The 13,480-nt window shown below is 60.8% G+C and carries 18 protein-coding genes and 1 tRNA gene; 10 read left to right on the forward strand and 9 right to left on the reverse strand.

Features of this window, described 5'->3' with window-relative positions; translation table 11 throughout:
• Positions 1-209 precede the first annotated feature (209 nt).
• Genes FJ398_19130 through FJ398_19140 form a run of 3 tightly spaced genes read left to right on the forward strand, consistent with a single transcriptional unit; the run spans position 210 to position 1,954 of the window.
• Positions 210-437 carry a hypothetical protein gene (locus FJ398_19130; protein ID MBM3840035.1) on the forward strand — a complete coding sequence of 76 codons (228 nt, stop codon included), beginning with the start codon at positions 210-212 and terminating at the stop codon, positions 435-437.
• The gene (locus FJ398_19135; protein ID MBM3840036.1) at positions 434-1,015 is read left to right on the forward strand and encodes a hypothetical protein; all 582 of its coding nucleotides are present in this window, start codon (positions 434-436) and stop codon (positions 1,013-1,015) included. The genes FJ398_19130 and FJ398_19135 overlap by 4 nt, the downstream gene beginning before the upstream one ends.
• 15 nt (positions 1,016-1,030) lie before the next feature.
• Positions 1,031-1,954 carry a class I SAM-dependent methyltransferase gene (locus FJ398_19140; GenBank protein ID MBM3840037.1) on the forward strand — a complete coding sequence of 308 codons (924 nt, stop codon included), beginning with the start codon at positions 1,031-1,033 and terminating at the stop codon, positions 1,952-1,954.
• A 72-nt stretch (positions 1,955-2,026) separates the two neighbouring features.
• Here FJ398_19140 and FJ398_19145 read toward each other — a convergent pair whose 3' ends face one another.
• From FJ398_19145 to FJ398_19155, 3 genes are read right to left on the reverse strand one after another with little or no spacing between them, the layout of a single operon-like run.
• Complete coding sequence (locus FJ398_19145) at positions 2,027-2,665, reverse strand: methyltransferase domain-containing protein (protein MBM3840038.1); 639 nt, start codon at positions 2,663-2,665, stop codon at positions 2,027-2,029.
• Positions 2,666-3,577 carry a prepilin-type N-terminal cleavage/methylation domain-containing protein gene (locus FJ398_19150; protein ID MBM3840039.1) on the reverse strand — a complete coding sequence of 304 codons (912 nt, stop codon included), beginning with the start codon at positions 3,575-3,577 and terminating at the stop codon, positions 2,666-2,668.
• Between the two features lie 37 nt (positions 3,578-3,614).
• A complete protein-coding gene (locus FJ398_19155) occupies positions 3,615-3,812 on the reverse strand; it encodes a hypothetical protein (protein ID MBM3840040.1) in 198 nt (65 codons plus the stop codon).
• 360 nt (positions 3,813-4,172) lie between these two features.
• Here FJ398_19155 and FJ398_19160 point away from each other — a divergent pair.
• The 3 genes from FJ398_19160 to FJ398_19170 all read left to right on the forward strand — a co-directional run bounded on the left by FJ398_19160 (position 4,173) and on the right by FJ398_19170 (position 4,955).
• Positions 4,173-4,248: transfer RNA gene (locus tag FJ398_19160), tRNA-Ala, on the forward strand.
• A 78-nt stretch (positions 4,249-4,326) separates the two neighbouring features.
• The gene (locus tag FJ398_19165) at positions 4,327-4,668 is read left to right on the forward strand and encodes a hypothetical protein (protein ID MBM3840041.1); all 342 of its coding nucleotides are present in this window, start codon (positions 4,327-4,329) and stop codon (positions 4,666-4,668) included.
• A gap of 74 nt (positions 4,669-4,742) precedes the next feature.
• Positions 4,743-4,955, forward strand: coding sequence for a hypothetical protein (locus FJ398_19170; GenBank protein MBM3840042.1), 213 nt, complete (start codon positions 4,743-4,745; stop codon positions 4,953-4,955).
• 75 nt (positions 4,956-5,030) lie between these two features.
• On the opposite strand, the gene FJ398_19175 is transcribed toward FJ398_19170, so the two are convergent.
• The 6 genes from FJ398_19175 to FJ398_19200 form a co-directional block, all read right to left on the reverse strand.
• Positions 5,031-6,077: a hydroxyacid dehydrogenase gene (locus FJ398_19175; GenBank protein ID MBM3840043.1), complete on the reverse strand. Its 1,047-nt coding sequence runs from the start codon at positions 6,075-6,077 to the stop codon at positions 5,031-5,033.
• Positions 6,078-6,221: 144 nt separating this feature from the next.
• A complete protein-coding gene (locus FJ398_19180; protein MBM3840044.1) occupies positions 6,222-7,100 on the reverse strand; it encodes a hypothetical protein in 879 nt (292 codons plus the stop codon).
• Positions 7,069-7,278, reverse strand: a complete 210-nt coding sequence (locus FJ398_19185; protein MBM3840045.1) for a hypothetical protein — start codon at positions 7,276-7,278, stop codon at positions 7,069-7,071. The genes FJ398_19180 and FJ398_19185 overlap by 32 nt, the downstream gene beginning before the upstream one ends.
• Entirely contained in the window at positions 7,275-8,732 is a 1,458-nt protein-coding gene (locus FJ398_19190) for a DUF1501 domain-containing protein (protein MBM3840046.1), read from the reverse strand. The genes FJ398_19185 and FJ398_19190 overlap by 4 nt, the downstream gene beginning before the upstream one ends.
• Before the next feature lie 87 nt (positions 8,733-8,819).
• Positions 8,820-9,770: a DUF1549 domain-containing protein gene (locus FJ398_19195; protein ID MBM3840047.1), complete on the reverse strand. Its 951-nt coding sequence runs from the start codon at positions 9,768-9,770 to the stop codon at positions 8,820-8,822.
• 232 nt (positions 9,771-10,002) lie between these two features.
• Positions 10,003-10,614 (reverse strand): class I SAM-dependent methyltransferase, encoded by a 612-nt coding sequence (locus FJ398_19200; GenBank protein MBM3840048.1) that lies wholly within the window; start codon positions 10,612-10,614, stop codon positions 10,003-10,005.
• A gap of 329 nt (positions 10,615-10,943) precedes the next feature.
• Between FJ398_19200 and FJ398_19205 the strand changes: the two genes are divergently transcribed.
• From FJ398_19205 to FJ398_19220, 4 genes are all read left to right on the forward strand, one after another.
• Positions 10,944-11,615 (forward strand): DUF1326 domain-containing protein, encoded by a 672-nt coding sequence (locus FJ398_19205; GenBank protein ID MBM3840049.1) that lies wholly within the window; start codon positions 10,944-10,946, stop codon positions 11,613-11,615.
• A 114-nt stretch (positions 11,616-11,729) separates the two neighbouring features.
• On the forward strand, positions 11,730-12,248 hold the full coding sequence (locus FJ398_19210) for a CHAD domain-containing protein (GenBank protein ID MBM3840050.1): 519 nt from the start codon (positions 11,730-11,732) through the stop codon (positions 12,246-12,248).
• Between the two features lie 197 nt (positions 12,249-12,445).
• Positions 12,446-12,826, forward strand: coding sequence for a hypothetical protein (locus tag FJ398_19215; protein MBM3840051.1), 381 nt, complete (start codon positions 12,446-12,448; stop codon positions 12,824-12,826).
• A gap of 37 nt (positions 12,827-12,863) precedes the next feature.
• A complete protein-coding gene (locus tag FJ398_19220) occupies positions 12,864-13,301 on the forward strand; it encodes a hypothetical protein (GenBank protein ID MBM3840052.1) in 438 nt (145 codons plus the stop codon).
• Positions 13,302-13,480: the final 179 nt, after the last annotated feature.

Below are 13,480 nucleotides of genomic sequence, written 5' to 3' on the forward strand. Positions count from 1 at the left end.
CTTTTGTCCGTGGCCTGCGTTGGCTCGGTCCTTACAGCCCGCGTTGGGGATGCTCGGACCTCGCCGCCTTGGCCACAGCCAAAATCCCTCGCCGCAGGACCCCGCGCAATTTTCGGACACGCTCTGAAACCCAAATGCGCTCGGCCTCGGTCGAACGGCCGAACTCTTTCGGACTGACAGACCAGTCATTTCCGCTACTCTCAGATTAGATGAAATTGGCCACGACCATGGAAGAACAGCGTCGCTGGATGGAACAATGGCGGAACGCGGCGGTTGCCCTGGAAGAAACGAAACGGCAGGAGTTGATGGCTCTCACGGAAGAGGAGGCGTGGCGAAAAACCGAAGCGCTTTTGTCTTTGCCGAAGCCGTGGCGCCGACCGGATCGCGAATGCGGTTTGGTGGAACAACAAGCCTGGTTCCATCGGTGGCGCTCATGAACGAAGTTTTCGCGACCGCTCTGGAAATCCAGAGTTTCTGTGAACAGCGTCATTGGAGGTTTTGCTTTATCGGGGGGATTGCGGTGCATCGGTGGGGAGAGCCTCGCGTCACGGACGATGTGGATTTGACACTCCTGACTGGGTTCGGAACGGAGGAGGCCTTTGCAGAAGAACTGCTCAAGCATTTTCGAGGACGCCGGGCAGACTCGCTAGACTTTGCCCTCCACAACCGCGTCCTGTTGCTCGTGGGCTCGCAAGGCACACCGATCGACCTCGCACTCGGAGCGATTCCATTTGAAGCACGCGCCATTGAACGGAGCACGATTTGGCTGGCCGGCGGCCTCCACGCGTTGCGCACGTGCAGTGCTGAAGATTTGGTAACCCATAAGTGCTTTGCGGGCCGAGACGATGACTGGATTGACGTTCAAGGAATTTTGGCACGCCAATGGGGACGTTTGAACCTGGAACTCATCCGAACAGAACTGAGGCCTCTACTTGAACTCAAAGGCCAGCCCGAAAGCCTCGGGCGTCTGGCCGCCCTGATCGACAGGCAACGCACGACGGGAAGCCACCGTTGACGCATTCCGATTACCATGATCCAGCGCACGGACTGCCCTATCACCGGCGCGCCGGCCTCCGTGATCTTTTCTCGCCCCTTTTCCCGGCCCGAGTTCACGCCGATGATTGCGCGGGGCAACCTGGCGGCACTCGTCGCGGACAAGTCCTATGAGATTCGGCACTGCCCGGAGTCGAGGCTGCATTTTCAAACCTGGGTGATGGAAGACCACGAACTCGCCGGCTGGTATTCCGCGCCGGCCGGGGAGGAATTCTTTCTGGAGGAAATCGCGAAACAGAAGCTGCACTGGTTCGCGCACATGACCGAGGAGATTCTGGTTCTGCGCCAGCTTTGCCACGCGAAACGGCCCGCCGTCCTGGACTTCGGCTGCAACTGGGGCAAATGGGCGAGTGTGGCGCTGGCGCACGGCTGTGATGTGTTCGCCGTCGAGGTCAATCGCTCCGCCGCCGACTTCTGCGCCCGGCGCGGCCTCCAGATCGTTTCCTTCGATCGGCTGGATGAATTTCGATTCGATTTCATCAATGTGGATCAAGTGATGGAGCACTTGAGTCAACCGCTGCCGGTCGCGCAGAAACTGGCCGCGTGCCTCAAGCCGGGCGGGTTCCTGAAAATGAGCACACCGGACAATCCAGCCTTGCCGCGAATCCTCGCTGCGGCGCAGCGAACCGGCGACAACCGGGTGTTGAACGCGAAGACGCTCGACTCGCTGGCGCCGCTGGAGCACGTGAACCTTTTCACACGCGCGGCGCTCGAAGCGCTGGGCGGAAAGGCGGGCCTGCGCGTGTATCGTCTGCCGTTGATCAAATGGCTTGGGGCCGGGCAACTCTGGAACATCCCGCGCCAGCTCAATCGCAACGTCGTGACTCCGTTCAAGCGCTGGCTCGGTCGCGGCACCTACGTCTGGTTCCAGAAGCCGGCCGCCGTGCCTGTCCAGCGGTAGGGCGAGTCTGTCCCGGCGCGCCGCTCGACAGTCATGCCTTCCGTCTCGCCCGCCCGCAGCGCAGATTGACGCTCACCTTTTTTCCAGCACAGCCCAGAGCGTGTGGGCGTAGCGATTGAGGTAGCGCATTTGCGTGGCGTGAGCCAGACGGCGCATCCAGCGCAAGAGCGTCAATCGCGGCTTTTCCATGGCGTGCATCTCGCGGACCGTCAAGCCGTGCCGCCGCGCCTGGGCTTCGAGAAACGCGCGCGCCTCTTGGAGATTGAAAAACCAGCGGTGCCGGTCGGCGGGACGCGTCGCGGGCAATCCGTAGAACCCGATGCTGCCGCGGCCGCGCGCCAAGGGCCGGCGGGCATTGGCCCAGTTGTTCGGCAGCGAAATGACGATCGTGCGGCGCGCCACACGCACCAGTTCGTCGAACACCCGATGAATGTTTTCCAGATGTTCGAGCACGTCCGAACACACGACGCAATCGAAACTCGCGTCGTCAAACGGCAGGCGCTCGGTTTGTTCTAGATCGACCACGAGATCCGGCTGCCCGGCGATGTCGATGCCGAAATATTCCACGCCCGGGGCCAGTTTTTTCAGCACTGCCTGGTCGCAGCCCACGTCCAGCACCTTGTTCCGCAATTGGGTCTTGAACCGCCTTGCGATGTATTCGGCGCGCTGGGAGCGCGCGGCAAATTGGGCGAATTCGACGGGCAAACTCATCTAATCTCCCGCGGTCATCGTCCACATTCCTTTCGGCGCGTTCGTCGTTCCTCGGCCGACGGTGTCCGTGATCCTGTGAATGGAGGCGTGGCCATCGTGAAACAAGTAGTTGAAACGCCGGCCATGCAGACCGTACGCGGCCGCGCCCCAATTGCTTCTTCCTCCGACCGCAATTTGGTAAGGGGTCTGGTCGCCCGCCGAAGGGCCGGTTGGTCCCATGGAGAACGAAGGCCAGTCATTGCCGGCGATGTTCCCGCCTTCGGGTTGTTCGACGAGCAGCAACGTGCCGGCCGGATCTTCGATCACGCTCTCCTTGAAGCCGGGCGCTTCCCAATCCGGCAGCGACGCCGGCGCCGAGCTTCGGAGATTGTAATAGATCCCGACGCCGTGCGTTGGAGGCGGCAAAGCGCCGCCTTTGGCTGTGATCTGAAAAGACGGCCCGGCCCAGTTCATCGCGTAGGTTCTCCGCTGGCCAAACACGGCCCAGGCAATGGTGATTTGAATCCGGTCCGCCGGACATTTCAGAATTTTGGGAATTGAATTGCGGTCAGCAATGCCTCCCGAAATCCCGACGATCAGGTCCGCGTCGGGCGCAGTGCCGCCGATATACTTGTGCAGGTAATCGTCCCACGAAAGTTGATACTGGTAATCGCCCGTGGCGTAGGCCGTCGGCGGCAACTGGTCGTTGCGATCGGCCGCGGCCAGGCTGAATCCGAGACCCAGTTGCTTCATTTGCGCCGTGCACTTCAGCCGTTGCGCCCGCGCCTTTGCGCCGGCCAGGGCCGGCAAAAGCAAACTCGCCAGGATCGCGATGATCGCGATCACGACCAGGAGCTCTATCAAAGTGAAAGCGGCAACTGCTCGGCGCAGGCTCCCTGCGGCAGTTGTGCGAGAAAAAGTCTTGTCGTTCATAAGCCGTCCTCGTTTCACTGTTCCCTCGTCTTGTGGACTACTGATTGGCCAGATAAACCTGGAGGTTTTTGTCGATCGCGAATCGCTTTCCCGACGGCGCTTGCGGAATGCGGCTCAAGTAGCCACTCGCGAGAACTTCTTCCAAATTCTTGGGCACGCGCCGTTGCTCGACGCTGTATTTGCGCACGCCTTGGGTCAATTCATTCAGAGCGGCGGCGATTTGAGCCTCGTTCACAGCCGCGGCGGCGCTGGCTTCCTGATCAGGATTGGAGGGAGAACTTGTTTGAGCCGGCGGTTTCCCGCAACCGATCGATAAGGCCAACCAACACGCTGTGAGCAATCGTGCGAGCACAGGACAAAGTTACGCACCTCTGAACGGGAATTCAACCATCGCGCGTAAACCTCAGTTAACGCCGGTGGAGCGACGCTCTTGCGGAGCTTGTCTTCAATGGCATTGGCTCCGCAGGAGCCTCGCCCCACCTTAACTAACTACCTTAACGAGGGGATACCATCGCGCGTCTGGCACCGGTGTGCCGGTTCCAACCCGCAGTTGCATTTTCCGGACTTTCGTATAGGGTTCCGGTCCGATGCGGCTGGGGTCGTAGCTCAGTTGGTAGAGCGTCTCGTTCGCAATGAGAAGGTCAGGGGTTCGACTCCCCTCGGCTCCACCATCTTGTAAGTCAATAACTTACGAGATCATTTCCCTCAGTAACAACACCAGTTACCAACAAATCCGCCCGTGTTCGAGGATGTTTGGCGATGTCTCTTGCGTCTTAACGATCATCTGCTGTGAAGACAAAGACGAGAATCCGCTTTCAAGACTAGACTTGCCGAAGGACTACGCGGGCCTCTGTCGCGTGTTCCTGCCGCGTCCCATCCACGACGCGGTGGACTACGCGAATGTTGTGGAAGTCACCGATGCCATGGCCCTCTGGCGTGATGATTTCACCCGTGACCAAGCCGACTATTTCGACCTGCTTTGCTCGCTCCTCGAAGAATACGACGCGAAAAACGTGAAGTGGCCCAAGGTCAGGGGTGTGCGGACTGTCTGCGAACACAGTGTGCGCGTAAGCGTGAGTTTCGGAGTGTGACGTGCAACATGCGGAAGGCGTCCGTGGCGTCGAACAGGCGCACTGAAAGCACGGTAACAGTGGTAAGCTTCGCTTTGCGCGCCTTCTCCCAAAGCTCGGTGAGCGCGGCCTTCAACACGCCTTCGGCGGTGATGGAGCCGGGCGGCGTAAAGGTTTCCTTCATCTCCACACCGACGGTGATTCCGCCCATGCCGCCACTGGTGCCTGTGCCCGTTCGCTATGGTTACGATGCTGCTTCCGCCCGAATTCAAGCGGTTGCTGAATTCACTGAACTCAAACGGCGTTGAGTATCTGCTGGTCGGCGGATACGCAGTTGTTTTCCTTGGATTACTTGCCATAGCTCCGAAATCCAAATCCAAATCTCAACGCCGAATCAGCCTTCGCCACTTTTCCTGGAAGCTCGGTTTCTCGAAGGCTTCCGGATTGACCACGCCGACCGGCTTTTTCCCCAGCGACAAATCCAGCATTTCCTGGCAGCACATGCGGCCAATGTCGCGGAACAATTCTTCCGTCCAGCATATCGAGTGGGGTGCCAGCAACACGTTCTCCAGTTCGCGGAAACGATGCGGCTTCGTGATGGGTTCACCGACGAAGCAATCGATCGCTGCGCCGGCAATGCGGCCGTTCTTCAGCGCGTCGAAAAGCGCGTCCTCGTCAACAATGCCGCCGCGCGCAGTGTTGAGCAGGTAAGCCGTCTTCTTCATCAAGCTGAGCGGGCGCGCGCCAATCAGATTGCGCGTCTCGTCGCTGAGCAGGCAATGGAGGGAGACGAAATCGGCCTGGGCCATCAATTCATCCAAAGCCACCAACGTCACGCCGTTCGCGGCGGCGACTTCCGGTTTGGCATAAGGGTCGAAGGCAATCGGCGGCTTCATGCCGAAGCCGCGCAGCAGTTCCACCACGGTTTGGCCAATGCGGCCGAAGCCCACGATGCCAAGGGTGCGGTCGCGCAGTTCGCAGCCCATGTAACGCGTCCGGTCATCCCACCGGCCTTCGCGCAAGAGCAGGTCTTTCGCCCGGACGTGATGCGTGAGGGCCATCATCCAGCAAACCGTGGCTTCGGCGACGGAGCGGTTCACAGCGCCTGGTGTGATGTACAACACAACATCTGCCTCAGTGCACGCCGCTACATCGACGCTGTCGTAGCCCACGCCGAACCGGCCGAGCGCAAGGAGGTTTTCCGGCGATTTGAGGGTCTCCTTCGTGACCCTCGCGGCGAGCACGATCACGCCGTTGGCGTCGCCAATCTGGTCGGCGCCCATGACGTTGCGGTGTTCGGCGAAGCGCGAGACTTCGATGTGCTTCGCCCCTTCCAACAGACTTAATCCGATGTCGGGATAGCGAAGCGAGCCGTCGGGATAGTGGAAGTCGCCGGCGAGTTTGACGCGGAATTTGGCTGGAGTGGACATGGGGCAGGGTCAGTGGTCAGTGGGGAAAGTCTTTCCATGGCGGCTTGCGAAGGTAGGGCGGGCTTCCAGCCTGCCGCTTTCCGAACGTTTCTCCCCACGAATCGGAGGCAGGCAGGATGCCTGCCCTACTCTGGAGATGCGTGCTCACGATTGCGATTTTCCTTTGCGGCGCGTGCGCGGCGCTTCAGTGCCTTGAACAGAATTCTTCGCCGGCAACAACGGCTGTTCGGGCGCAAGACTGGTGGACAAGGGCCGGTCGCGCCCGACGGCCGCGAGCGCAGAACGCAGCGAACGCAGCATCAGCCCGCTGTCGAGGCCGAGCCCGAGCACCTGAAAACCCTGGTCCAGCCGCTCGAAGATATTTTGTTCGTTGGTCGTCATCACCCCGCAATGTTTGCCCGCGCGCCGCAGAAAGTCTTTGATCGCCAGAATCTGCTTGGCCACGCCCGGCCCTTCCCACTGGCCTCGGTAGCCCGCCGTGGAAGAGTAATCGGCGGGGCCGAAGAAAAAAATCTCGACTTCGGGGACCTGGCAAAGCTCATGCACGTTGCGGCCGGCGGTCACAGTTTCGATGATGGGCACGACGAGGACATGCTCGTTCGCTTCCTGGGCGTGCTGAAGAATACTTTGTCCCCAGACCGTCGCGCGATCGGCGCCGATGCCGCGCACACCTTGGGGCGGATACTGCGCGAAGGCGACCGCCCGGCGCAGTTGTTCCGCCGTTTCGATCCACGGGATAACCACGCCGTCCGCGCCGATGTCCAGCGTCCGTTTGATCAAACCGATGTTCGACTCAGCCACCCGCACCAGGACCACGGTGTCGCTCCGGACGGCGGCGCGGAGGTGTTCGGTAATGTCCTTCCAATCCAGGTGGCCGTGCTCGGCGTCGATGACGACCCAATCCAACCCGAGGGCCACGGCCATTTCAGTGATGCTCGCGGATTCCAGAGTGACCCACAGGCCGAAGACGGGATTCCCGGTCCGCAGTTTTTCACGGAGCTTTGTGATGGCGTTCGTTTTCATCCAGACTAAGTGTTTCGGAAACGGCGGAGTGGCACTGGTCGCCGGTAGGGCGAGTCCGTCCCGGCGAGCCGCTCCACGCGCTTGGAACACGTCCGACTCGGCTCGCTGGGGACAGGCTCGCCCTACCGTCAGGTTGCGAGGAAGGGGAACGGGTGTGTGGGGCCACGTCGTGGCTCATACGAGAATGTCCTTCACGACTTGCGGTTCTTCCGTCGGCCCGATCAAGCGCTGGTCCAGGCCCTGGAATGGGAACGAGAGCTTGTGTGGGTCCAAACCCAGCAAGTGAAGGATCGTCGCCTGCAAATCGTGCACGTGGACTTTGTTTTCCACGACGGTGTAGCCCAGTTCGTCCGTCGCGCCGTAGCGCAGTCCCGGTTTGACCCCGCCGCCCGCCAGCCACATCGTGAAACATCCCGGATGATGATCGCGGCCCAGAAACGCCGACCCGTCGCGCTCTTCGTTCATCGAAGTGCGCCCGAACTCGCCGCCCCACACCACAAGCGTGTCCTCCAGCAGGCCTCGTTGCTTGAGGTCGTTGATCAGCGCTGCGACGGGTTGATCGATGTCTTTGCACTTCTTCGGAAACGCGGTCATGAGATCGTCCCCCGTGCCGGTGCCGTGGATGTCCCAGCCCCAATCAAACAATTGCACGAACCGCACGCCTTGTTCCACCAGGCGCCGCGCCAGCAGGCAATTATTGGCGAAGGAAGCTTTGCCCGGCGCCGCGCCGTACATTTCCCGCACCGCCGCCGGTTCCTTGCTGATGTCCATTACCTCCGGCACCGAGACCTGCATCAAAAACGCGAGCTCGAACTGGCTGATGCGCGTGAGCGTTTCCGGGTCGCCGACGGTTTTCAGCTCGAATTCGTTCAATTGTTTGAGCGCGTCCAGACTGCGACGGCGCACATCGCGGCTCATGCTATTGGGATTGGACGTGTAAAGGATCGGATCGCCTACCGAGCGGCATTGGACGCCTTGATAAACTGACGGCAGGAATCCGCTGCTCCAAAGCGCCTTGCCGCCGGTCGGGTCGGTGCCGCCGGAGACCAGCACGATGAAGCCGGGTAGATTCTGATTTTCAGAGCCGAGGCCGTACGTCACCCATGAACCCATCGACGCGCTCCCGAATCGCGAGGCGCCCGTGAACAGGAGGAGTTCGGCTGGGGCGTGGTTGAATTCCTCGGTGGACATCGAGTGAATCATCGTCACATCGTCGGCGATGCCGCGGAAATGCGGCAACAACTCCGTGACCCACGTCCCGTTCTGGCCGACCTGCGTGAATTTGTGCGGCGAACCGAGCAATCGGGGATGGCCCTTGATGAACGCGAGCCGTTTGCCTTCGAAGAATTCTTTCGGGCAAGGCGTGCCGTGCAATTCTTTGAGCTTCGGTTTGTAATCGAAGAGGTCCATCTGCGGCGGCGCGCCGGACATGTGGAGGTAAATCACCCGTTTGGCCTTGGCGGACAGCATCGGTTTCTTGGGGGCGAGTGGAGTAGCGGAGCGAAGGGTCTCTGATGCTTGAGCCACGCGGCCCAGCAAGGAGTTCAACGCCATCGCGCCCACGCCGGCGCCGCACTGCAAGAGAAAATGCCTGCGCGTGAGCGCGCGAGTTTGGGCAGCATGAAGGTTCATAGGCTCGCAGATTCTCAACCACGGATCACACGGATAAACACGGATATGAAGCGGGTCGAAGGCCGAACTCATCCGTGTCCATCCGTGTCATCCGTGGTCAAATCTCTCTTCCATCTGATTCATCCTTTCATCAACAGCGCGTCCAGGTTCAGCAAAACGTTCGAGACGACAACCCACGCGGCCAGCTCGGCCGGGGCAACGTCGCTCGGTATCCCGCCGGGCGTTCCTTTGAACAAGTTCCTGGCGGCCTCTGGATCGGTTCGATAATGCGCCAACTCGCTCTGGTAGAGCGTTTCCAAAGCCCGGACTTGAACCTCGGCAGGGGGCCGAAGCAACGCCAGCCGCAACCCAAAACGGACGCGGTCCGCGGCAGTGGAGCCGCCTTCCCGGCAAATGCGCAACGCTAATCCCTGCGCCATCTCGAAGAACGCCGCGTCGTTCAAAGTCACGAACGCCTGCAGCGGCGTGTTGGTCGGCTGGCGGCGAAAACTGATCGAAGGGCAAGTTCCGGTTGAAAGCTTCGATGACCCAGTCGCGGTAACGCCACATGGGCCGCAACGGATCGGAGCCGTAACCCACCGAATCCGCGAAGCGCGCCAGGTCCAGCCACAAGCGCGCCCAGTGCTCGCCAAACGCCGGCGACGCGAGCAAACGATCCACGAGTTTGTCGTAAGCGTCTGGGGTCCGGTCGCGAACGAACTCGTCGGCGTCCGCAATCGAAGTCGGCAGTCCGATGAGATCCAGACTGAGGCGGCGGATGCGTTCGATCAGTTTGCTCTCGCGGCTGAGGCCCGGAACGATGGCCGCTCCATCCTGCCGCGCCGCGATGGCGTTTTCGCGCGTGTCGAGCCGGAGCTTCGCCTTGCGGGCCTTTTCATCGAGCCCGTGGCACTGAAAGCAGTTCTCGGAAAGGATCGGTCGAATGTCGCGGTTGAAATCGACGGGGCTTGCGGCGTGCAAGGACGCAGGCAGCGTGGTTGTGCCCAGGAGCACCCCCCAAAAAAGCGCGTAGTTCAACTTGAAACCAGACAGACTCATTCTTCAGTTCCACGCAGCGCGGGGCAATTGGACTGGCTCATGGCCCCGAACGATGCTTGCGATTTCATGGTGATCAGAGCAAAACGCCCCGTCCAGGCCAATTTCTTTCACGCAAGGCCAGGAACAGGAGGAACCGTGGCAATGGAGAGTAAAGAAAACGCCTCGCCTTTGCGGCCTTGGCAGCCTTTGCGTGAGGTTTCGGCTGCATTGTTCAACCGCGAATGGAGACAAATCATATTCGGGATGCACCGAGGAAATTCACCCAGCTCCGTTCCGCGCCGGAGAATTCCCTGTCGCTGCTCTGCCAGGCTTTGACCCCCCGAAAGTTTTCCTGGGTGAGCAGCTCGCCGAATTCAGCCAGCGTGAAGTAGCTGAAGAAGCGTCCCTCTTCCGCGATGCCTTCTCCCGTCCCGTCTTTGAGCGACACATAGAGCACGCCCGGTGAGCGCAGCGCCCGATGAAAGCGGCGCAGCACGCCAGGGATTTCCGCGCGCGGCACATGGAGCAGCGACGCGCAGGCCCAGATCCCATCGAACTCGGAAGCGAATTCCATTTCCTGAAATGTCAAAACTCTCGCATCCACGCCGCGGGCACACGCCTCACGGACCATTTCCGGCGAAGCGTCGATGGCGGTGACGCGGAATCCCTGTTGCGCCAACGCCACGCTGTCTCGTCCTGAACCACAACCCGCGTCCAGAACGCGCGCGCCGGGAGTTAACAGGGCCGCGAACGGCCGGTACGTTTCATCGCGGCGGGGCTCGGCGGTTTTGCGACAATACTCCTGGGCGTGGGCCGCGTAAAAAGCGCGGTTGATTGCCAAGGCGTCTGGAACAGTCGTTGACATCAGTTCACGTCGGCTTCCCTCTCGCCGTGGGGCCGTGGGGCCGCACCCGCGCCGAGAGTTCGGTTTCGTTCTCGCAGATCCACACGATGGCTTGACCGGGATCATACTGAGGAAAACGTGGGAAGACGACATCTCCTTGTTCGTAGTCCCGGCTTTAGCCGGTCCGGGCCGCCTAAAGGCGGCTAAAGGCGGGACTACATGCCTTTTTCGTGTCGTCCATCGCACCGTCTCGTCAATAGCGTCCCGATCTTGACCCAGGTCAAGGCCGGTCGAATTAGCGGGAACGATTCTAAACCTGCGTCGAAGTGATAACGAGAAAAGATCAACCAATGAAACGACAAACTTGTTTTCTGACCATGCTCGCCGTGACCCTGGCGTCGTCTTGGGCCGCCAAGCCTTCGACTCTCTCCGGCGATTACGTCGAAGTCCGGACCTGCAACGTGTATGCCGGCACTTGTTTTGTGAACGGTGAAATGGGGCTGGCCGGCAAGGAAGGCATTCTGGCGTGGTCCATCCGCCACGGGGATTGGAAAGGCGTGGCGCTCGGCGGGTTGAACGTGGTCGCCGTCGTCGCCACCGAGGACACCTTGGGTGACCAGAAACTGCACCCTCGGGACGGGAAAGCCGTCGTGTTCCTTGACGCTCGGGCCAACGCCGAACAAAAGGAGGCGTTGCTCGATTTCGTCCGGACCCAGGGCGGCCGGCTGGTTTCGGAGCTTGTCGAGATCAAGACCGGCGCCGTGAAAATCGAACGCGACAATCCTTCGGACCCCGTTTCCGTGACCGTGGCCGCGGCGGGCCTTGTGGAGATTTCGACGCTGGGGTTGTCGGGCCAGAAGCCGCCATGCGGCAGCCCCGAAGTGTATTACCCGCCTCTGACCGACGTGAAGGACGCGCGGGTGGGTTTCACGAGTTACGCGAGCTACCAGGGTTCAAGCCTGAATCGAAAGTGGGAGATCACGTCCGTCTTCGCGGCGTTTGTCGGCACGTTCGCGCTGTAGCGAGCCGCATTCACGCTGTGCCTGCCCCTTCACTCTGGCCACTTTTGTCGAATTTGGGAATGACGCCGAGAATGCCCCTTGGCTCTCCTCCCTCTCTTCCCTGCTGATCTCGCTATGCCTTCCTTGAACACCGAACTGTGGCCGGAGCCGAAGACGGGCTTGACGCTCAAGGCGCATCTCCTGGATTCGACTCAGACGCTCTGGCGCGGTTACCGGAAGAAACTCCGACGTTGCCAGGAACAATTCTCCGACACCTCAGTCCATGACCTGCGCGTCCAGACGCGGCGGTTGCTGGCGCTGGTGAGTTTGATGCGGGCCATGATTGCGCATGAATCCCTCGCGAAGACGGAGCGGCAATTGAAAAAGCGCCTGGACACGTTCGGCGAATTGCGGGACACGCAAGTTCAACTGCGGTTCACGGAACGTTTCCTTCACGAATTCCCCCGGCTTCAGTCATTCCAGGAATGGTTGAGCCGGCGAGAACAGCGTTTGATCAAACGTTTGGCCCGGCAGATCGACCAGTTCAAGACCGAGAAACTGTCGAGCTTGATGGCTGCGGTGCGCCGGCCAATCCGGTGCGGTCGGGTGAGTTGGTCGCGCCGCCGACTACAAGTCGGCGATACGGCAGATTGAAAATCTGTATAGCTTCACCGCCAACTTGTGGATGCACCGGGTTGCCGCCCGGACTGGGGTTTCCGCCTTGACGGTTCGGAACGCCGGCTCCACGCTTCGCCGCATCAAGAGAAAGGCCTGCCTCACGACGCGATGCGGACGATGAAGACACTTGCGGTCGTTCCTACTCCTGAGGAACTCGATTCTTTTTTGCAGGCTTGCCGCGCGCAAGCATATCCAGCCCAGGCTGCAACCATGGGAGAACTTCCCATGAACCGGACGGTAGGGCGAGCCTGTCCCCAGCGAGCCGACTCGGACGTGTTTCAGTCACGTCGAGCGGCTCGCCGGGACGGACTCGCCCTACCTGGTTCACGGGGGGCGAGAGTCCCATGAACCAACCCACCCCGTCGCCCCTCTCAGGAGGGGAACTGGGTTCTGCGACGCCAGACGAAGCTCCCCTCCCGGGAGGGGAAGGGGTGGGTTCGTGGGTTTTGAGCAGGTCCATAACCTGCTTCCCTGAGTTGGGACTTGCGGTGGCGGCTGGAGGGCTGGGGAAGACTCAGTTCGCAGTTCAGACCCAGTATTTCATCGGGCAGTAGCCTTGGGATCTCGTCATTTGCGTAGGCGCCGCTGGCGATGGGCGAATTGTTCAACAGCCCGCACGAATGGGTCGGCCTGATCACCGACCGGCTGATCGACTTCATCCGCGTCCACATTTCGCAAGTCGGCGGCCTGAGTGTGGCGCGGAAAATTGCCACCCTTGCGGAATGGTTCAACGTCCGGAGCGCGTGGCACGGTCCGGGAGATGTGTCTCCCGTCGGCCACGTGGCCAATGCGCACCTCGATCTGGCGATCCCGAACTTCGGCATTCAAGAAACCGTCCGTTTCAATCAGGCGACTCAGGACGTCTTCCCCGGCTGCCCGACGATGAAGAACGGTTACATGCACGTGAACGATTCGCCGGGTTGGGGCGTGGACCTGAACGAGGAACTGGCAAAGAAATTCCCCTATCCTTCCGATCCCGGTTACTGGCGGCCGGTCCGCAGGAAAGACGGAACCTCCATCCGGCCTTGAGCCATGAGCCGGGTAGGGCGAGTCCGTCCCGGCGAGCCGCTCGACGAGTGTGGAACACGTCCAGTCCGGCTCGCTGGGGACAGGCTCGCCCTACCGTGAGGGGCACGGCAGGTTCCCAAGCATTTCTCGCTCGCATCGAACATCGAACGTTGAACGTCGAACGGTTCATGGGAAGCTTC

This window comes from Verrucomicrobiota bacterium (genome assembly GCA_016871535.1).
Lineage (GTDB): Bacteria > Verrucomicrobiota > Verrucomicrobiia > Limisphaerales > SIBE01 > VHCZ01.